16 protein-coding genes are annotated in these 19942 nt (G+C 68.2%); 6 read left to right on the top strand and 10 right to left on the bottom strand.

Going from position 1 to position 19942, the window contains the following annotated elements:
• Positions 1-254: ISAs1 family transposase (locus J1C47_RS22760; RefSeq protein ID WP_207350506.1), on the top strand; the 254-nt coding region annotated here is incomplete at its 5' end.
• Positions 255-327: 73 nt separating this feature from the next.
• Here the strand turns inward: J1C47_RS22760 and prmC are convergent.
• The 8 genes from prmC to J1C47_RS22720 all read right to left on the bottom strand — a co-directional run bounded on the left by prmC (position 328) and on the right by J1C47_RS22720 (position 9962).
• Positions 328-1332, bottom strand: coding sequence for a peptide chain release factor N(5)-glutamine methyltransferase (gene prmC / locus J1C47_RS22755; RefSeq protein WP_207353108.1), 1005 nt, complete (start codon positions 1330-1332; stop codon positions 328-330).
• Between the two features lie 10 nt (positions 1333-1342).
• Positions 1343-2428, bottom strand: coding sequence for a peptide chain release factor 1 (prfA, locus tag J1C47_RS22750; RefSeq protein ID WP_207353107.1), 1086 nt, complete (start codon positions 2426-2428; stop codon positions 1343-1345).
• A gap of 100 nt (positions 2429-2528) precedes the next feature.
• Positions 2529-4736, bottom strand: coding sequence for a phosphoenolpyruvate--protein phosphotransferase (gene ptsP, locus J1C47_RS22745; RefSeq protein ID WP_245396758.1), 2208 nt, complete (start codon positions 4734-4736; stop codon positions 2529-2531).
• 243 nt (positions 4737-4979) lie between these two features.
• Positions 4980-6236 carry an aspartate kinase gene (locus J1C47_RS22740; RefSeq protein WP_207353106.1) on the bottom strand — a complete coding sequence of 419 codons (1257 nt, stop codon included), beginning with the start codon at positions 6234-6236 and terminating at the stop codon, positions 4980-4982.
• 199 nt (positions 6237-6435) lie between these two features.
• A complete protein-coding gene (locus J1C47_RS22735) occupies positions 6436-7029 on the bottom strand; it encodes a class I SAM-dependent methyltransferase (protein ID WP_207353105.1) in 594 nt (197 codons plus the stop codon).
• Entirely contained in the window at positions 7017-7739 is a 723-nt protein-coding gene (locus J1C47_RS22730) for a PIG-L deacetylase family protein (RefSeq protein WP_207353104.1), read from the bottom strand. The genes J1C47_RS22735 and J1C47_RS22730 overlap by 13 nt, the downstream gene beginning before the upstream one ends.
• A complete protein-coding gene (locus tag J1C47_RS22725; RefSeq protein ID WP_207353103.1) occupies positions 7736-8854 on the bottom strand; it encodes an acyl-CoA dehydrogenase family protein in 1119 nt (372 codons plus the stop codon). The genes J1C47_RS22730 and J1C47_RS22725 overlap by 4 nt, the downstream gene beginning before the upstream one ends.
• A complete protein-coding gene (locus J1C47_RS22720) occupies positions 8844-9962 on the bottom strand; it encodes a glycosyltransferase (RefSeq protein WP_207353102.1) in 1119 nt (372 codons plus the stop codon). Before J1C47_RS22720 ends, J1C47_RS22725 begins: the two co-directional genes overlap by 11 nt.
• A gap of 199 nt (positions 9963-10161) precedes the next feature.
• Here J1C47_RS22720 and ubiG point away from each other — a divergent pair, with 199 nt between their 5' ends.
• Both ubiG and J1C47_RS22710 read left to right on the top strand, forming a co-directional pair.
• Positions 10162-10905, top strand: a complete 744-nt coding sequence (gene ubiG, locus J1C47_RS22715) for a bifunctional 2-polyprenyl-6-hydroxyphenol methylase/3-demethylubiquinol 3-O-methyltransferase UbiG (protein WP_207353101.1) — start codon at positions 10162-10164, stop codon at positions 10903-10905.
• A gap of 601 nt (positions 10906-11506) precedes the next feature.
• A complete protein-coding gene (locus J1C47_RS22710; RefSeq protein WP_207353100.1) occupies positions 11507-11860 on the top strand; it encodes a hypothetical protein in 354 nt (117 codons plus the stop codon).
• Positions 11861-12347: 487 nt separating this feature from the next.
• Here J1C47_RS22710 and J1C47_RS22705 read toward each other — a convergent pair whose 3' ends face one another.
• Together J1C47_RS22705 and J1C47_RS22700 are read right to left on the bottom strand one after the other, a co-directional pair.
• Complete coding sequence (locus J1C47_RS22705) at positions 12348-13139, bottom strand: GntR family transcriptional regulator (RefSeq protein ID WP_207353099.1); 792 nt, start codon at positions 13137-13139, stop codon at positions 12348-12350.
• On the bottom strand, positions 13132-15006 hold the full coding sequence (locus J1C47_RS22700; RefSeq protein WP_207353098.1) for a glycerol-3-phosphate dehydrogenase/oxidase: 1875 nt from the start codon (positions 15004-15006) through the stop codon (positions 13132-13134). The genes J1C47_RS22705 and J1C47_RS22700 overlap by 8 nt, the downstream gene beginning before the upstream one ends.
• A 146-nt stretch (positions 15007-15152) precedes the next feature.
• Here J1C47_RS22700 and J1C47_RS22695 point away from each other — a divergent pair, with 146 nt between their 5' ends.
• The 3 genes from J1C47_RS22695 (at position 15153) to J1C47_RS22685 (ending at position 19941) form a co-directional block, all read left to right on the top strand.
• Positions 15153-16706: an FGGY-family carbohydrate kinase gene (locus J1C47_RS22695; protein ID WP_207353097.1), complete on the top strand. Its 1554-nt coding sequence runs from the start codon at positions 15153-15155 to the stop codon at positions 16704-16706.
• 239 nt (positions 16707-16945) lie between these two features.
• On the top strand, positions 16946-18724 hold the full coding sequence (locus tag J1C47_RS22690) for a thiamine pyrophosphate-binding protein (protein ID WP_207353096.1): 1779 nt from the start codon (positions 16946-16948) through the stop codon (positions 18722-18724).
• A gap of 137 nt (positions 18725-18861) precedes the next feature.
• Positions 18862-19941: an ATP-binding cassette domain-containing protein gene (locus J1C47_RS22685; RefSeq protein ID WP_207353095.1), complete on the top strand. Its 1080-nt coding sequence runs from the start codon at positions 18862-18864 to the stop codon at positions 19939-19941.
• The last annotated feature ends 1 nt before the right edge of the window (position 19942 follow it).

Below are 19942 nucleotides of genomic sequence, written 5' to 3'. Positions count from 1 at the left end.
CCGAAAAGGCGGCCACAGCCGTGCGCGGCCATTGGGGCATCGAGAACCGGCTTCACTGGGTGCTCGACGTCCTGTTCAAGGACGATCAGTCTCGCCTGCGCAAAGGCCACGGCGCCAGGAACATGGCTGTCGTCCGGCACTTCGCGCTCAATCTCATCCGAACGGCCAAAGACAAGAAGTCCCTCAAATCACGCCGAAAACTCGCCGGATGGTCGCCAGACTACCTCGCAAGTCTCCTTGATCAGACGCAATGAAACATGGATTCGGAGCCCTGCCCCAAAATGGCGATTCCTTATGCAGCGTGGCGGGCTTCGGGAAAGCTTCCGTTCACGCCTCGCAAAGGGTCAGGACGAGGACGCGCTCGATCCCCGAAAGGTCGCAGAACCGTCGGCTCGGGCGAAAGCCGCTGCCCGCAAAGATCGCCTCGACGTCCGCCGCCTGGCCGCGGCCGATCTCGACCACCGTCGCCCCGCCCGGCCTGAGGACGCGCCCGGCCTCGGCGGCGATCGCGCGATAGGCGGCAAGCCCGTCCGGGCCACCGTCGAGGGCGAGCCGCGGATCGAAGCGGCGCACCGAAACGTCGAGCCCCTCGATCTCGCCGCTCGGGATGTAGGGCGGGTTGGCGAGGATCGCGTCGAACCGGCCGCCGAATGCCGAGAGATTGTCGGCAAGGACCGGCAGGAAGCGATCGCCGACCCCGGCGGCCTCGGCATTGGCGCGCGCGGTGCGCAGCGCCCCCTCGGCGATGTCGCTCGCCACCGCCCGCGCCTGCCGGCAAAGCGCCAGCAGCGAGACGGCGATCGCGCCGGTGCCGGTGCCGATGTCGGCGAAGAGTGCCTCGCCGCGGGCCTCTGCCGCCGCGGCGAGGATCGGCTGCGCGACCTCGACGAGAATCTCGGTCTCGGGGCGCGGCTCGAGCGTCTCGGGCGAAAGGGCGAATTCGTGGTCGTAGAAGGCGCGGCGGCCGATGATCCGGTGCACCGGTTCGCCGGCGATGCGCCGGGACAGGAAGGTTTCGAGGCGGCCCGCAACCTCTCCCCCGACCGGACGGCCGCTCGCCCGGTGCACCTCGGCCGGCGCGATCCCCGCCGCCTCGGCAAGGAGCAGCCGCGCGTCGAGTTCCGGCGTCGCCGTGGCGGCAGCGGGGCCGTCGGAACCGGCAGCATCGGGCGGGGCGGCCTCGCGCAGCCTTTGCGCCGCGGCACGGTAGAGATCGCCGAGCCGCCCAGTCGTTTCGGCGGCGCGATCCGGCGCCGCAGCCGCCGGCCCGCCGGGCGTCGTCTCAAGCGGCCTCGCCCCGCTCGTGCCGGGCTCTCCGGATGGCCGGTTCATCCGGCGCGCCTCACGCCTCTGCCTCGACCCCGACGGCCGCGAGCAGCCGGGCCTGATGGTCGGCGACCAGCGCTTCGACGAGTTCGTCCATCTCGCCCTCGATCACCCGGTCGAGCTTGTAGAGGGTGAGGTTGATGCGGTGGTCGGTGACCCGCCCCTGCGGGAAGTTGTAGGTGCGGATGCGCTCGGAGCGGTCGCCCGTGCCGACCTGGCTCTTGCGGGCGGCCGAGCGCTCGTCGTCGGCCCTCTGGCGCTCGAGGTCGAACAGCCGCGCCTTCAGCACCTGCATCGCCCGGGCGCGGTTCTGGTGCTGCGACTTTTCCGACGAGGTGACGACGATGCCGGTCGGCAGGTGGGTGATCCGCACGGCCGAATCCGTCGTGTTGACGTGCTGGCCGCCGGCCCCGGAGGCGCGCATCGTGTCGATGCGGATGTCTTCCGCCCGGACCTCGACGTCGATGTCCTCGGCCTCCGGCAGCACCGCGACGGTCGCCGCGGAGGTGTGGATCCGGCCGCCGGACTCGGTCTCCGGCACCCGCTGCACCCGGTGGACGCCGGATTCGAACTTCAGCCGCGAGAAGACGCCCGGCCCCCGGATCGCGGCGATCACCTCCTTGTAGCCGCCGACCTCGCCGTCGCTCGCCGACAGCACCTCGATCTTCCAGCGGTTGAGCTCGGCATAGCGCTGGTACATCCGGAACAGGTCGCCGGCGAACAGCCCGGCCTCCGAACCGCCGGTGCCGGCGCGGATCTCCAGGATCGCGCCCTTCTCGTCGGCGGCGTCCTTCGGCAGCAGCAGGATCTGGATGCGGGCGGTGAGGTCCTCGATCCGCTCGCGCAGGCTGTCGATCTCCAGTTCGGCGAGTTCGCGCATCTCGCGGTCGGCCGAGGGATCGTTGAGCAGCGCCCGCGATCCTTTCAGTTCCTCCTCGGCCCGGCGATAGTCGCGGATCGCGGCGACGACGTCCTCCAGCGAGGCGTATTCGGCGGCGAGCCTGGCATAGACTTCGTGCTCCGGCCCCTTCGCCATCTCGTTTTCGAGACGCGTGAAGCGGCCGAGGATTTCGTTGAGTGTCGCGTTCGGCAGAGTCGCCATGAATATCCGGTTCGATGAGCTTGCGAGAGGGGACGGTGCGCAGTCGGCCGGGACGGAGCCCAAAGGTTCCGCCGCCATCGAGGCCCGAAGCGTCGCAGGGCTAATATGGGATGCGGTGGCGCTCGGCGAAATCCCTCAGCAGCGGCCGGGCCGATCCGGCCTGCTGCGGATCGTCGAGGAAGGCGCGCAACTCGTCCGCCAGCGCGCCCGCATCGAGCGCCAGCAGCATGGACTTCACCGGGCCGATCGACGGCGGCGCCATGGAGATGTCGCGGAAGCCGAGGCCGATCAGCGCCATCGCCGACAGCGGCCGCCCCGCCATCTCGCCGCAGAGCGACACCGGCACCTTGTGGCGTTCGCCGGCCCGCACCACCGTCCTCAGCGCCCGCAGGAAGGGGGCGGAAAGGTCGTCGTAGCGGGTCGCGACATTGGCGTTGCCGCGGTCGACGGCGAAGAAGAACTGGAACAGGTCGTTCGAACCGATCGAGACGAAGTCGAGATCCTGCATCAGCGGATCGAGCTGGAAGATCAGCGAGGGCACCTCGAGCATCGCCCCGACCTTGACGTCGACCGGCCGCGGATAGCCGAAGCGATCGAGATGCTCGAGCTCGCGCTGCAGGAAGCCGCGGGCGGCCTTCAGCTCGGCGACGTCGGTGATCATCGGGAACATGATGCGCAGCCGCCCCCCGGACGCCGCCTTGAGCAGCGCCCGCAGCTGGGTGCGCAGCAGGCCCGGCCGGTCGAGGGCGAGCCGCATCGCGCGGTAGCCCAGCGCCGGGTTCTCCTCCGCCCCGTGCGCGAGGTAGGGCAGCAGCTTGTCGCCGCCGACGTCGAGCGTGCGGAAGGTGACCGGCCGCTCCCCCGCCGAGTCGAGCACCGCCCGGTAGAGCCGCTCCTGATCGCCGGCCCGCGGCATGGTCGAGGCGACCATGAACTGCAGCTCGGTGCGGAACAGGCCGATGCCGCCGGCGCCGGATTCGACCAGCTGGGGCAGGTCGACGAGCAGCCCGGCATTCACCTGCAGCCCGATCGAGAGGCCGTCGCGGGTCCGCGACGCGACGTCGCGCAGCGAGCGGTAGCGCTGCTGGCGCTCGGCCCGGAAGCGCAGCTTGTCGGCAAACAGCGAATGGACCTCGGGCGGCGGGCGCAGATGGACGTCGCCGGTCTCGCCGTCGACGACGATCGGGTCGCCGTTCTCCGACATCGAGACGGCGCCCTTCACCTGGCCTGCGACGGGGATGCCCAGGGCCCGGGCGACGATGACGACATGGCTCGTCGCCGCGCCTTCCTCGAGTACGAGGCCGCGGATCTGGCCGCGATGATAGTCGAGGAGTTCGGCAGCGCCCATGTTGCGGGCGACGACCACGGCGTCGGTCGCGTCCTTGCCGACGCCGTCCTGGCCGATCAGCTGGCGCAGCAGCCGGTTGGCGAGATCGTCGAAGTCGTGCAGCCGCTCGCGGATATAGGGGTCGGTGAGGTGCATCATGCGCGCCCGCATGTCCGACTGCACCTTCTCGACGGCGGCCTCGGCGGTGAGGCCGTTGCGCACCGCCTCCTCCAGCCGCCGGACCCAGCCGCGGTCCTGGGCGAACTTGCGATAGGTCTCGAGCACCGCGCGGTGCTCGCCCTCGTCGGCGACGTCGCGCCGCGCCAGCATGTCCTCGATCGATTCCCGCAGGATCGCCAGCGCCTGGACGAGACGCGAGACCTCGGTCTCGACGTCTTCGTTGAAGAGGCTGGAGACGATGACCCGCGGCTCGTGCAAGACGACGCGGCCGATGCCGATGCCGTCGCACAGCGCCAGGCCGGAGAAGTTGACCGGGCGCGTCAGGTCGAGGGTGACGCCGGGGCGCGACAGGCCTTCGAGGCCGCCGGCGGCGATCATCTCGGCGACCACCATCGCGACGGTCTCGAGCGCCTCGGACTCCTCTTCGGGATAGACCCGGCCCGCCGCCTTGTTCTGGACGACGAGCACGCCGAGCGTGCGCCCGGCTCTCAGCACCGGTACGCCGAGGAAGGTGGCGTAGACCTCCTCCCCGGTCTCCGGCAGGTAGGTGAAGGCCGGATGGTTCTGGGCGTCGGAAAGGTTGAGCGGCCGCGCCGTCGCGGCGATGGTGCCGACGAGGCCCTCGCCGAGCCGCAGCTGCGCCAGGTGGACCGAGCCGGGATTGAGGCCCTCGGTGGCATAGAGTTCGAGCACGCCGTCGGCCCGCAGCACATAAAGCGAGCAGACCTCGGTTTCCATGTGCTTGGCGATGAGCTTGACGATCTGGTCGAGACGCGCCTGCGGCTCCAGGGGCTCGATCATCAGCTCCCGGATACGCCGCATCAGAACGCGCGGACCTGAGGTGTCGCTCCTGTTCAACCCAGCCTTCCGTTCTCCGCCGCGATCGACGACATCGAGAATCGATTCCGCCTCCCGCCACTCCATCACAGAACCGCTCCGCGACAAAGCGCCGCGCCTGCAATCGCGGGTCGGCGTCCATAATGAAGGCGTCAGCGGCTACGAAGCAAGAATCCTGCCGGCCTGCGTCGCCTGGCCGACCCTGGCTCAGACCTTGTCGAGGCCGTAGACGCCGTGCAGCGCCCTGACCGCGAGCTCGGTATAGTCGCCGTCGATGAGGATCGAGATCTTGATCTCGGACGTGGTGATCGCCTTGATGTTGATGCCGCGACCGGCCAGCGCCTTGAAGGCGGTGGCGGCGACGCCGGTGTGGCTGCGCATGCCGATGCCGATCACCGACACCTTGGTCAGGCCGGATTCGCTCTGCAGCGCGTCGTAGCGCATCTCGGCCTTGGCCTTTTCGAGGATCGCCGTCGCCTTGGACAGATCCCCCGCCGGCACGGTGAAGGTCATGTCGGTCGCGTCGCCCGATTCGGAGATGTTCTGGACGATCATGTCGACGTTGACGCCGGCATCGGCCAGCGGCCCGAAGATCGCCGCGGCGACGCCCGGCCGGTCCTCGACCCGGCGCAGCGAGATCTGCGCCTCGTCCCTCGAATAGGCGATGCCGGTTACGACCTGCTGTTCCACGATTTCGTCCTCGTCGCAAATGAGGGTGCCCGGCGGATTGTCGAAGTCGCCCATGCCGGGGGCGTCCGGGTCCTCGAAGGAAGAGCGCACGAAGGTCCGCACCTTGTGCACCATGGCGAGCTCGACCGAGCGCACCTGCAGGACCTTGGCGCCGAGCGACGCCATTTCGAGCATCTCCTCGAAGGAGATCCTGGCCATGCGGCGGGCCTTCGGCTCGATCCGCGGATCGGTCGTGTAGACGCCGTCGACGTCGGTGTAGATGTCGCAGCGGTCGGCGGCGATCGCCGCGGCGACCGCGACCGCGCTGGTGTCGGAGCCGCCGCGGCCGAGGGTGGCGATGCGATTGTCCGGGGCGATCCCCTGGAAGCCGGCGATCACCGCGACCTGCTCCTCGGCCTCGAACCTGCGGACGATCTCCGAGGCGTCGATCTCCTGGATGCGGGCGGCGCCATGCGCGCCGTCGGTGCGGATCGGGATCTGCCAACCCTGCCAGGACCGCGCGTTGATCCCCATCTTCTGCAGGGTGATGGCGAGGAGACCCGCGGTCACCTGTTCGCCGCTCGCGACGACGGCGTCGTATTCGCGGGCATCGTGGATGGGCGAAGCGTCGCGGCACCATCCGACCAGCTCGTTGGTCTTGCCGGCCATGGCCGAGACGACGACGGCGACGTGATGGCCGGCGTCGACTTCGCGTTTGACATGGCGGGCGACGTTCTGAATGCGGGCGATGTCGCCGACGGAGGTTCCGCCGAATTTCAGGACGAGACGGGCCATGGACTGTGTGTGTTCACCTGTGGCGGAGCGCCCGCTCGGGCCGGCCGCTGCTCTTTTCGTTGACGCGCGGAGGCAGCGGTGCGCCTGCCCCCCTCGGCGCGCGTTCCCTAGCCGATGGCGGCGCGGGGCGCAATCTTTCCCTTCGCCTTCGAGGAGGGCGGCCGCCGCGATCGCCGGCCGGGCCTGCCGGGCCTGCGCGTCATCCACGCCGCAGCCGCGGCCTCGCAAAGGCCGTCATCTTGTAGCGGCCGGTGCGGCGGGTGGCGACGCGCCGCCAGCACCTGCCGAAATGGCGCTCGGCGCGGCGCGTCGCTTCCGCAGGCCGGGTGGCGGCGTCGTCGAAGGCGACGAGGTGGTGGAGGAGAACCAGCCGCCCGCCGGGCGCGAGCGCCGTCTCGATGCGCCGCAGGCAGGCGTCGAGATCGCGCGGCGCGAGATAGTAGAGGATCTCCGAGGCGACGATCAGGTCGAACGGCCCGCGCGGCATGTCGCGCGGCAGGATGCCGGCGACGAAGCGGATGCGCGGCCTGCCGCGGTTGCGCTCTTCGGCGAGCCGCAGCGCCGCCGGCGAGGCATCGGCGGCGATCAGCCTGAGCGCCAGCCGCGACAGCGCGGCGCTCGTCTCGCCGTTGGCGCAGGCAAGTTCCAGCACCCGGCCGCGGACATGCGCGCCGCAGCCGGAAAGGAGCACGCCGCGCTTCTGCCGCTCGAAGCGCGAGCGCGCATAGCCCCACGGGTCGGGGTCGGCGCGAAACAGCGCCTCGAAGCCGGCCGGCCCGATCACCCGGCGCATGGCCGCCAGTAGCTCTCGACGGGCCCGACGAGCCGGGCGATCGTCGCCTCGGTGAGACGAAAGCCCGTCGGATCGTCGTCGATCAGCGCGCTCGTCTGGGACTGGTGGGCGTCGACCGCGTGGCGCTTCCTCGAAAGCGCCGCGGCGATGTCGAAGGCGACCGGCTCCATCTCGCCGGGGCGCGGCCTGTCCGCCGCGTCGCCGAACTCGTCGAGCCACACCGCATATTCGAGGATCGCCGGGGCAAGCTTCGCCGCGGCCGCGGCCGCCGTCACGAGAGCATGGGAGTCGCGGTGGTCGCGATGCGGGTCGCGCCGCCACGGCAGCAGCATCAGCCCCGGCTCGAAGCGTTTGAGGAGAGCCGCGACGGCGCTGCAGGCCGCGTCGAATCCGGCGGTTCCGGGCGCGGGCATGTCGGCGTCGCGCAGCTTGAGGAAGCTGCGGGGATGGCGGCCGAGCCCCAGCCGGGCGAGCGCTTCCGCGGCCTCCGCCTCGCGCCGGGCGGCGAGGCGCTGGCGCGACCAGCTCGGGGAGGCAGGATGCGAGGCGCCGCCGTCGGTGACGAACAGCGTGTGGATCAGCCGGTTGTCGGCGCCGAGCAGCGCCATCAGGCCGCCGCAGCCGAGGCTCTCGTCGTCCGGATGCGGCGCGACGACGAGGACCCGCGCGGCGTCGATCGCGCGGGGGTCGCACAGGCTCGGCGGGCTCAATTCGCCTCTCCCGGGGCATCGCGATCGCCGGCGACGAGCCATTCGGCAAAGCCCGCCAGCGCCCCGTCCGGATTGGGCTGGCGAAGATAGGTGCGCAAATCGGCGACCAGCCGCTCCAGCGGGTGGGGCGCGTTGAAGCCGGCCGCCCCGACGGCCCGCTCGGCCTCGTCGAGCACCCGCATGGCGCAATCCTCGACAAGGCTGCGAAATCCGTTGGCGGTGGCGACGAGCTTTTCCGCCGCAACACCTTCGCCGCCGGCGGCCAAAGCTTCGTCGAGGGCGCTGCCGGCTGCGTTCCGCCACAGGCGCACGGTTTCGACGGCAAGTCCCATCCGGCCGATGCGATGCGCCTGATGCGGATTGCCGGCCCGGCCGGTGCGTCGAAGATGGGCGAGCGCGGCATCGAAGACCGCCTCGACGCCGCCTGCCTGCACCGCTGCGAAACGCACCGCCCCGCCGGTGAACCACGGCTCTTTCAGATAGTCGTCCGGCCTCCCGAGCGCTTCGATGTGCTCTGCCGGGACGCCGGCAAAGTCGACGACGTGACTCCCCGACGACTTCATGCCCAGCGGCTTCCACCAGGAGCGATCGACGGCGACGCCGGCGAGCCGCACCAGGAACATCTGGCGCCCGGTCGTCACCGGCGCGGTGACGATGGCGAAGGAGAGCCCGTCGACCCCCGAGGCGAAGCTCTTTCGTCCCGCGAGCCGGTCGCCGGAAACCCGCAGCGGGGCATCGACGTCGTCGGTGTTCCAGACCCCGAAAAGCGCGCCGCGCCCGGCCTCTTCGGCGACGGCCTCGCGAATCGCGCCGGAGCCGAAGCGGGCGACGAGATCGAGCGCGTTGACATGGCCCTCGAAGATCCGCCCGACGCCGAGATCGCCGCGTCCGACCGCCGCGAGGAGCCGCAGCAATTCGCCGCCGCTGCCGGCCCCGATCGGCGGCCGGGCGGTCAGCCCGAGCCGGCGCAGCGCATCGAAGGCACGGGACGGAAAGGCCTCCCGTTCCGGCTCGTCCGCGGCGAGACGGGCGATCTCGCGGGACAGATGCGCGAGGCCCCCTTCGGCCTTTTTGGCCGTGGGCGACGGCGACGGCGACGGCGGATCACGCCGCATGGCTGAACCCTTCGAAGGCAAGGAGGCGGGCCTCGAGCTCGGCGATCGCCTCGGCCACGGGCATGGTCGCGGGCGCATCCGGCTCGTCCGGCGCAAAGCGCTCCACGAGATAGGCGCGGAAACTGCCGTCCGCCTGCCGCAGGCGCCAGTCGCGCGCCGGAATGCCGAGGAGGCTGGCGAGGTCCTGCCCGCCGCCATCGCCGAACCCGGCGCTGCGCAGATAGGAGCGGAGCCTTGCCCGCGCGACGACCCGCGCCGGCGCCTCGACGAGATGCGGAGCCTCGGCGTTCGCGAGATCCACCCAGTGCCGCAGGCAGTCGGCCATGCCGCCGGCGGCGCGGCCGACGGTCCGTGCCGAGACCTCCACCTCCACCGCCGGATCGTGACGCAGCCTCGCACCGGCGGCGCGCAGCCGCGACACGAAGGCGAGATCCTCCCGGAACGCCAGCGGCGGTAGGCCGCCGACGCGGTCGTGGGCGGTCGCCCGCACGGCAAGGCTCGCGCCGGTATGATCGTGATGGCGCGGCAGGGGATCGTGGTCGAGGGGATCGATGGTCGCGGTGATGCGGTCGCAGAGCTCGGCGTAGAGCGCGTGCGCCCGGGCGCGCTCGACGAAGCGGCTGCCGAGCGCCGCCTCCTCGGTCGCGTCCCCTACGATCCGTCCGCCGACGACGTCGGCGCCGGCGGCGATGGCGGCGAGATTGGCCTCGATCCAGCCGGCGCGGGGCCGCGCGTCGGCATCGGTCGTCAGGAGCACGCCATCGACGCTTTCCGGCAGCAGCCTGCGCGCGACCTCGAGCGCCAGCCGGCGTGCCGAGCCGACATGGGCGACGGCGGGGGGAAAGTTCACTGTGACCGGATGGAGCGCCAGCCGCGGATCGAGCGCCGCCGCGGCGGCCGCGATCACGGCGGAATCGTCGCTGCAGTTGTTGAAGACCATGACGACGGGCAGGACATCGTCCCCGCCGGCAAGCCAGCTCTGGCGGCCGAGCGCTGCGATCAACTCGGCGATCCGCTCCGCCTCGTTGCGCACCGGAACCGCGACGACGGGGGCGAGACGCGCCGGCCGGCGGGCGGAAGCTGAAAGTGCGGCGACGTCGAGACTCACGGCGGACGGGGCTCCCGGCAGTTGCAGTGCCGCGCTGTCAAGCGCCGGGACACCGGTGTCGTTCCGGCAGGTGGAAGGGGATTCTCGTTTGCCGGCTTTGCGTAGCCGGCTTTTGAAGCGTCCGCCCTCCGCCCGGGTGCTTGACTTCGCGCCGCGGAAGCGAACATCCCGCGGGCATGGCAATCAACGGAACGGATCGATGCCGGACGCAACGACGATCGATACGGGCGAGGTCGAGCGCTTCTCGCGCCTCGCCAAAGAGTGGTGGAACCCGGCCGGCAAGTTCAAGCCGCTGCACAAGTTCAATCCCGTCCGGCTGGACTACATCCGCCGCGAGATGGCGACGAATTTCGACCGCGACACCATGAAGCCGAAGCCGTTCGAGGGCCTCTCGGTGCTCGACATCGGCTGCGGCGGCGGCCTGATGGCGGAACCGCTGGCCCGGCTCGGCGCCGGCGTCGGCGGCGCCGACGCCTCCGAAACCAACATCGAGGTCGCGAGGCTGCACGCCGAGGGCTCGGGTCTCGCCATCGACTACCGGGCGACGACGGCCGAGGCGATCGCGGCCGGCGGCGAGCGCTTCGACGTGGTGCTGGCGCTGGAGATCGTCGAGCACGTCGCCGACGTCGACCTGTTCCTCTCCTCCTGCGCGGCGATGGTGAAGCCCGGCGGCCTGCTCTTCGTCGCGACGATCAACCGGACCTTCAAGGCCCTCGCCTTCGCCATCGTCGGGGCCGAATACGTGCTCGGCTGGCTGCCGAAGGGCACGCATCAATATGCCAAGCTGGTGCGGCCCGGGGAGATCGCCAGGCCGGTCGAGGGTGCCGGGCTTTCGATCCTCGACGAGACCGGCGTCGTCTATCACCCGCTGACCGACGACTGGCAGCTCTCCCGCGACCGCGACGTCAACTACATGATTCTCGCCCGCCGGCCGCAGATCTAGTGGTCCGATTCCGACATTTGGTACCGCTTTGTCGAGACCGCGCAGCAAATGTCGGAATCGAAAGACCACGAGCCAAGATTATGATCCTGGTGGATTTTTCGAATTCGACATTTGATACGACGCCTCACCCGATCGGGACCCAAATATCAAATTCAATCCACTAGAGCGGGAGGGAATGCGCTTCGCTCATCCTCCCCCTCAATCTTCCTGTTTGAGCATGATCTCTTCCGAAATCCGGTTCACACTTTTCGGGATCATGCTCGAGACGCCGGGGGACAGCGATCCGCGCGGACCCGCGTGTCCGGGTCGTGTTCGTTTCAGCTCGATCCCGCAGGCCGGCGCCCCCGCCGGCGCGGCTGTGCGATTACTGTCAGCCGACGCACGCCCATGTAAAAATTTGCTCCGGAACGAGCGAAGGACAGGCAACGACGGTGCCTGTTGCTGCATCACCATGCATAGATATTAAGTTTCGCCTGCAAATTACATGCGCTCACGACTGCGTGAGCAAGGCCAGGGCAAGCTCCCTGAGCTACGGTGCTGAGGTCGGGCGAACGGTGTCAAACAGGCAAGAAGGTTTGCGAGGCCGGAAAGAGAGGACCACATGGCAGCCAACCGCGATGGAATTCCCAACGAGACGACCTGTCCGGTGTCCCTGGATCTCCTCGCGCAGCTCCTGCGCTTGGACGGCGACCTGCGCGACGACCTGATCCGCGCGATCGCCCCGATGGAGCGGGCCCGGCTCGCCTTCTTCTGCTACAACCGGGTGCATCTGCGCGCCCTCGCCTTCCGCATCACCCTCCTGTGCGAACTGAAGGAACTGCGGATCCTCGCCGGCGCCAAGGGCGACATGCTCTACCAGCAGGCCACCGAATACGGCATCTTCGAGGACCACAGCCACGACCACGAGGCGCCGAAGCGCCGCGGCGTGACGCTCGCCCGGACGGCGCGGGGCTGATTGGACTTGCCTTGGGACAATGGAGAGCTCCTCTGAAGGAAAGAGGAGCATGTCGTGGGCAGCTCATGCCGCCGCTTCGGCAGGAATTCGACGAGAAGGCCGTCTGGATGATGGAGACGCGGGGTCGCACGGTCGGGGAGATCGCCGACGATCTCGGCATCGAGCGGTCGACGCTGCGAAACTGACCGGCCAAGCTCAGGGAGCGAGCGCTCACACCGCTTTATTCGGTTTCCGGCAGATCACTTCGTGATCCGGAAACAACGACGCTCATTCGCCGCGCGGGCTTCATCCGAGCCCCGCTCTGATCGAGCGGATCTCGTATTATCCTGTTCCCGGCGCTTCGTATGGTTGCAGCCTGTAAAGGCACAGTTCGGCGGGCATTGTTGCCGTTCCGGCGGACCTTGATGGCTTGGAGTTGGAGTCCAGCTCCAGTCGAAATCGGAGACGATTCTTCAGCCGACGCCTTGAAGAGCCGTCCGGCCCATCGTCAGCTCCGGATACGAAAGTGCAGACGCGATTTGTCGGTTCTTTGATAGGCGACGTAATATTCGACGGGAACGTCATTCTGGTCGAAGCTGATCGATTCAATCTTCACCAACGCTTCACCGAGCTCGACCTGCAGGAGTTCGGCGATCGTCTCGTCGGCGTTGATCGCCTCGATCCAGCGTTCGGCATGCTTGAAGACGATGCCGTATTGCCGGCGCAGGGTCTCGTATAGCGACCGGTTTTCGAGCGCGATCGTTTCCAGGCTCGGCGAAGCCGCCGGCAGGATGGCGGTCGACACCCAAAGCCGGGGAAGGCGGTCGACGACGAGAAGACGCTCGATCGCGACGATCGGCGCATCGATCGCGATGCGCATGAACTTTGCCTCGCGGGCGGTGGCCGGGCGCAGCGTCTGGTTCAGGACCTGCCGGACGATATGACGATCGGTGCCGCGAAAATCGCTGGAGAAGCCGACCGTCGTGCCGACGAAATCATGATCCTCGCGGCCGCCGGCGACGAAGGTGCCCCTGCCCTGGATGCGATAGACCTGGCCCTCGTTGACGAGTTGGTTCAAGGCTTCGCGAACGACCGTTCGCGAGACCGAGAAGAGGTCGCAGAGTTCGGGCTCGGAGGGCAGGCGCGTATGGGCGCGCAAAGCCTCGGCAGCGATATAGTCGATGAGGGCTTGCCGCAGCTGCGCCCAGAGCGGCCCGCTTGCGGGATTGCGCTGAAGCGGCTTTGCCTGAACGAAGGCCGGCGGCGGATCGGCCCGCGGATCCGGCGCTGCGTCACTCAACGCTTCTGACTGCGGGGCCATCCTTGCATTCTTTGAACCCATGGCACCCGACATCCACCCTGTAGCGCCGTTCGAGACATTGAAGGCAGGCCTTGATCTCGGCGGCGATCTTCGGTCGCGTCCAATCGAGAGCCTCGCCCACGATTCCGCCGACCTCTTCCACGACGTCTCTTCTAGCCAAACCCTCGAAAGGCAACAATGTTCGCCGCAGGATGACGTCTTCGAGACGCGTCACCCGCTCCTTCGTCGCGATATGCCTTATCTCCTCACGGAAATAGTTCGGGGCGGTGGCAAGAGGTGTGAGAGAGGACGTCGCTTCCGCCCCGACGACGCCGAACGCATTTCTTCCGTATCGCCCGACCAGGCGAGCCGCCTGATCGCGGGTGAGGCCGGGCAATTTTTCGGAAAGCTCCTTCGCGAGACGAGCAACGGCATCGCCGCCGGGCTCCAGCCCCCGTCCGCCGCCGATCGGCAGGCTGAGGGTCGCTGTCTTGCGGGGTCTGCCGATGCGCTCGAGCACCTGATCCGCGATCTGTTCGGCACATGCGCGATAGGTGGTCCATTTGCCGCCGACCAGCGCGAGAAGCGGGAACGGACGTCCAGCGTCCGCCTCGAAAGCCCGGATCGAATGATCCCGGCTTATGGCGCCCGTCGCGCCCGCTGCCGTCGCAGGCAGCGGCCGAACCCCGGCATATGTGAAGACGATGTCCGACCGCGACAGCGGACGATCGGGCAGGATTTCCGACAGGACGTCGAAGAGATAGTCGATCTCGGCGTCGGAGCAGGTCGTGTCGTCGGGGCTGTCCGTTCGCAGGTCGGTCGTGCCGAGAATGCAATGGGCCTCGTCGATCGCGTAGATGAGGCAGGCGCGGTGATCGCGGGTCTCGAAATAGAGCATGCGATCGCCGAGTTCGCCGGCGAGGTCGGGTCGCTTCAGGACAAGGTGGGACCCTTTCGTGCCGCCGGTCAGCCGCTCGCGGATGCCGAGGTTTCGATCGACGTCGTCCAGCCAGGCGCCGGTGCAATTGACGACGACGCTCGGCGAGACGGTGAAGCGCCGATTGTCCACGAGATCCGTCAGCACGAGATTGCCGTTCTCGATGCCGGACGCCTCCACATAGGGCAGCGCGACCGAGCTTTGGCAATCGGTCTCGGCATCGACGACGATTTCCAGGCCGAGCCGTTCGGGGGAGGTCAGGCGTGCATCGTAATATTCGCCGACGATCTTGACCCGGCCGTTGAGTGAGGGAACCGCAGCGAGGGCCAACTCTCGCCGGACCATCCGGTGGTTCGGCATGGTCTTGGCGACCCGTCCGAAGCGGTCGAAGATGGCGAGGCCGATCTTGACGAGGGCCGCGCCTTTGGCGCCGGGATCCTTGCGGAGTCGCAGAAACCGCAAACCGGCCTCGAACAGGCCGCCTCCCCAGGAAAAGAGCGGGACCCACACAGGCAGGGGGCGCACCAGATGCGGTGCGTTGTTGAGGAGGTGGTTACGCTCCTCGACCGACTCCCGCACCAGCGCGAACTCACCCGTCTCCAGATAGCGCAAGCCGCCATGGATGAGGCGCGAGGGCGCTGCACTCGTGCCCGAGCAGAAATCGCCCTTGTCGACGAGAAGCGCCGGCACGCCCTGGGCGGCGAGATCGCGATAGACGCCGATCCCGTTGATGCCGCCTCCGAGAATGACGACCCCGGTCCATCCGCCGCTGTCGGCGAGTTCGCCGAGCAGCGCCCTGCGTGATCTCATTTGCGTGATCTCCTCCCGCGCGACACATCGGATACGCCAACAGATTTGTAATGACAAGTCAGTCCTGAACGCATGTGCGCTTCGTCGACTTCTGCTGCATTGCACAAGGAAACAGCGCAAATGCAGCGATGAATCACGGTTTAGAGCCCATTGACAATCGGCTGCGCCCCTGTCTTTCTCTTACTTGTCATTACAAGTTGCGCGATTGACCGATCCTTGGGAGGAGCGTTTGTCGCCTGGATGCGCAGCTCGCATGGGAGGACGTCATGAGAGAGCGCCTCATCGGAATCGATGCCGGTGGAACGATGACGAAGGTCGCCGTCTTCGACCTTCAGGGGCGTGAGCTCGGCTGCGAGAACCGCCCGAACAAGATGCTCTTTCCGGGCCCCGGGCGCACCGAACGCGATCCGGATGCGATGTGGCAGGCGACATGCGAGGCGATCCGCCTCGTGCTTGATCGCACCGGCACTCGCCCCGAGGACGTGGCGGTCATCACACCGTCGGGTTTCGGCGCAGGCATCTTTCTCGTGGACGCGGCGGGCGCCGTGGTGCGGCCGGGTTTCGTCTCGACCGATTCACGCAGCCTGTCGGTGATTGCGGACTGGCACGCCAGGGGCTTGAAGGGCCAGGTGGAGCCGTTGACCCAGGCCGAGATCTGGCCGGGCCAGACCCTCGCCATTCTCGGCTGGCTCGATCGACACGAGCCGGAAACGATTGCCCGCACCCACCGGGTTCTCGGGTGCAAGGACTTCCTGCGGCTTCGGCTGACGGGGACCATGTCGACGGACGCGACCGATGCCGGGTGCGCCGGGCTCATCGATACGCGCACTTCCTCATATTCCAGCGAAGCCTTGGGACTTCTCGGCCTGTCTGCCATCGCGCCGAAACTGCCGGAGATCAGGCCGTCCGCATCGATCGTCGGCCATGTCACGGAGGCGGCGGCACGGCTCACCGGCTTGAAGGCCGGAACGCCGGTCGCAAACGGCGTCTACGACGTCGTCGCCTGTTCGATCGCCTCCGGCCTTGCCTCTCCCGATCAGCTCGGAATCGTTGCCGGAACCTTCTCCATCAATTCGACGCTGCATCGCCAGCCGACCGTCGATCCGCTTCCGACGCTGCAGTCACCCTATCCGCTGGACGATCTCTTCATCGCCACGATCGCGACACCCCGCTCGGCCAGCAACCTCGAATGGTTCGTCAAGACGCTTCTTTCGGCCGAGGCCGACCGGGTGCGCGCTGAGGGCAAATCGATCTACGACCATCTGGGAAGCCTCGTCGCCGAGCGGCTCGACCGCAAGAGCCGGATGATCTTCTTCCCCTTCCTTTTCGGCGGGCCGAACGGCGCGACCGGCAGTCTGATCGGGGCCGAGGCCGGCCATGATCTCGGCGACGTGGCCCGCGCGGTCTTCGAAGGCATCGTGTTTGCCCATCGCACCGATGTCGATCAGTTGCTGGACGGGCGGGAGGCGGCCAAGCCGACGAGCATACGCCTCGCCGGCGGTCCCGCGCGCAACGACGTGTGGTCGCAGATGTTCTCCGATGCCCTGGCGATGCCCCTGCAGATCGCAAGCGGCTCGGAATTCGGTGCCAAGGGCACGGCCATGTGCGGAGCGGTCGCCGCCGGGCTCTTCGCCGATCTTCCGGCCGCCATCGCCGCCATGGTGAAGGTCGATCGGCATTTCGAGCCGAGGCCGGACCATACGGCGCGACTGGATTCCGGCTATCGCCGCTATCGCAACGCCTGCGCGCGGCTGTCCGACATCGACGCAGATCCCGGTCCGCCATCCGCTTCTCAGAGCCCGGTGCGCTCGGTCGCATGATCCAGCGCTCCGTTTCCGACATTCGGTCCCGTCCCGTGGAGACCTTTCAGCAAATGTCGGAATCGACACACCACAAGTCAAGTCCATGATTAAATTGGATTTTTCGAATTGACATTTGTTGCGACACCTCACCCGGTCGGGCATCAGACGTCAAATTCAATCCACCAGGCGCCCAATCCCGCGTCATCGAGGGGCCGGCCTTGATGGCCTCCCCGAACACTCGCACGAAAGCATCGACCATGGCCCATATTGGCGACCTCGTCGCAGAAATGCTGGCGCAGCAGGGCACCGAACTCGTCTTCGGCATGCCCGGCGGCCAGACCACCGCCCTCCACGACGGCATCTCCCGGCGCACCGATCGCATCCGCCATATCCTGATGCGCGACGAGCGCAACGCCGCCTATGCCGCCGACGCTTATGCCCGGCTCACGGGAAAGCCGGGCGTCTGCGACGTGACGGTCGGGCCGGGCGCCAACCTCTTGCCCGCCGGATTTCTCGAAGCGCTCAACGCCTCCATTCCGATGATCGGCATCGTCGGGGAGTTGCCGCTGGACTGGCTGCCTTTGAAGGAGAAGGGCATCGCCTCCCAAGGGTTCGACCAGCTCTCCTTCTTCCAGAGCTGCTCGAAGCAAGCCTGGCTCGTGCCCTCGATCGCGGCTCTTCCCGAACTCATCCGCACGGCCTACCGGGTTGCGACCGCGCCGCGCCCCGGTCCGGTCGCCCTCATCATCCCGCACGACATCTTCGACGCCGAATGGGATGAGGAGACGATCAGGATCGCGGTCGACGATCGCTCGGTCAGGACACCCTATCTGCGCTCCACCGCGCCCGGCGGAGCGATCGCCGAGGCTGCCGAGCTGATCCGAAAGGCGAAGCGCCCGGCGCTCGTCTGCGGCGGCGGGGTCCATGGGTCGGACGCGGCCAAAGAGGTGACCGCCTTTGCCGACCGCCTCGGCGGGCTTGTCGTCACCTCGCTTTCGGGCAAGGGCTCGGTCCCGGAAACCCGGCCCTATGCGGCGGGCGTCCTCAATCCGCTCGGGTCCTGGGCAGCGATCGAACTGATCAAGGAGGCCGATCTCGTCATCTGGTGCGGCTCGAAGGTCAGCCAGAACACCGGCATGAACTGGAGCCTCCCGACGCCCGAACAGGCGACGATCACCATCGATTGCGACCCCCTGGAGCACGGCCGCACCTTCCGCCCGACCGTGCCGCTGCTCGGGGACGTGCGCGAGATCGTCACCGCTCTCGACCGATCGCTCGGCGGCTCGCTTGCCGGCACGCGAGCCGAATGGGACTCGCGCATCGCCGAGGTGAAGGCCGAAGGCGAACGAGCGAAGGCCGAGGAGATCGCCTCGGAATCGATCCCCATCTCGCCGCCGCGCGTCATGGCGGAAATCGCCAAGCGGCTTGACGAGGACGACATCGTCGTGTCCGACGCATCCTTTGCTGCCGGCTGGATCGCCCAGTTCCTGCCGGCGAAGAAGCCCGGCCGCCAGTTCATCTATGCGCGCGGACAGGGCGGCCTCGGCTATTCGGTCCCCGGCGCGATCGGCGCAGCGGCGACGCGGCCTGATGCCCGCATCGTGACCGTCGCCGGCGATGGCGCCTTCTCCTACACGATCGGCGAGCTGGCGACCCAGGCCCAGTTCAATCAACGGGTCGTCAACGTCGTCATCAACAATGGCCGGCTTGGCTGGATCCAGCTCTGGCAGGAGATCTTCTTCAAGAACGTACAGTCGGCGATGCTCGAGACCCAGAGCGTTCAGCCGGGCTTTGCCGCCGCTGCGGCCGGGCTCGGTCTGAAGGGCATCTATGTCGATAAGCCCGACGATATCGCCGCCGCCCTCGACGAAGCCTTCGCCCATGACGGGCCGAGCGTCGTCGAAGTGCGCATCGACGACAGGGCGACGCCCATCCATTCCTTCAAGCGTCGCATGAAGGAAGGCGCCGACAAGCCACGGCCGCGTCCGGGCACGGTCTACAAGCTCAGAGAATGGAAAGTGTCTCCGGGTCTGTGATCCCGACGCCTTCCCTCCGGGCGTTCCGCGCCCGTCGGGAAGAACCGTCGGCTTGGGCACTGGAGGGGCCTTTTCGGCGATCGAGTGATGGGCTTGATGCGACGGCCGCGCTGCGTCGCGCATGGGAGGAATGACAGGTGCTCGAACTCATCAATGTCAGCCGGAAGGTCGGGGGCGAGGACCACGTCGTCGACGTGTCGATGCAGCTTCAGCGCGCCTCGCTGAACGTGCTGCTCGGCCCGACGCTTTCCGGCAAGACCTCGCTGATGCGGCTGATGGCCGGCCTCGACGCGCCGACCGCCGGCAAGGTGATGATGGACGGCAGCGACGTGACGGGTGTTCCCGTGCGCCGGCGCAACGTCGCGATGGTCTACCAGCAGTTCATCAACTATCCGACGCTGACCGTCTACGAGAACATCGCCTCGCCGATGCGCGTCGCCGGCCGGCCGAAGCCGGAGATCGACGCGGCGGTGAAGAAGGCCGCCGACCTCTTGAAGATGTCGCCCTATCTGGGTCGCACCCCGCTCAACCTTTCCGGCGGCCAGCAGCAGCGCACCGCCCTCGCCCGGGCTCTCGTCAAGAACGCCGATCTCGTACTCCTCGACGAGCCGCTCGCCAATCTCGACTACAAGCTGCGCGAGGAACTGCGCGAGGAACTGCCGAAGATCTTCGCCGAGACCGGCGCGATCTTCGTCTACGCCACCACCGAGCCGCAGGAGGCGTTGCTCCTCGGCGGCCGGACGGCGACGCTGTCGAAGGGCCGCATCACCCAGTTCGGCGAGACGCCGGCGGTCTACCGCGCGCCGCACGACCTGGTCACCGCCACCACCTTCTCCGACCCGCCGCTCAACGTCCTCGCCGTCACCAAGAAGGGGCCGCGCTTTGCCGGCGCCGGCGGCGTCGACTTTCGGGCAGCCCCCGCCCATGCCGGCCTTCCCGACGGCCCCTACAGGATCGGCATCCGGCCGCACCGCCTGGAAATCGGCTCGCCCGACACGGCGGCAGGCTTCGACGCGACGGTGTTCCTCACCGAGGTGACGGGCTCGGAGACCTTCCTCCACGCCCGCCTCGCCGAAGCGCCGATCGTCGCGGTGGTGCACGGCGTCAGGCGGATCGATTCCGGCGCGCGGGTGCGCTTCGCCTTCGATCCCGCGCAAGTCCTCGTCTTCGACGCGGCCGGCGCCGCGGCGGGCGGCACCGCCGCGAAGGCGGCCTGAG

The sequence above is a fragment of the Jiella sonneratiae genome, from assembly GCF_017353515.1.
Classification (GTDB): domain Bacteria; phylum Pseudomonadota; class Alphaproteobacteria; order Rhizobiales; family Rhizobiaceae; genus Jiella; species Jiella sonneratiae.
The sequence above is the reverse complement of the archived record's forward strand: the minus strand, read 5'-3'. Positions and strand labels throughout refer to the sequence as shown.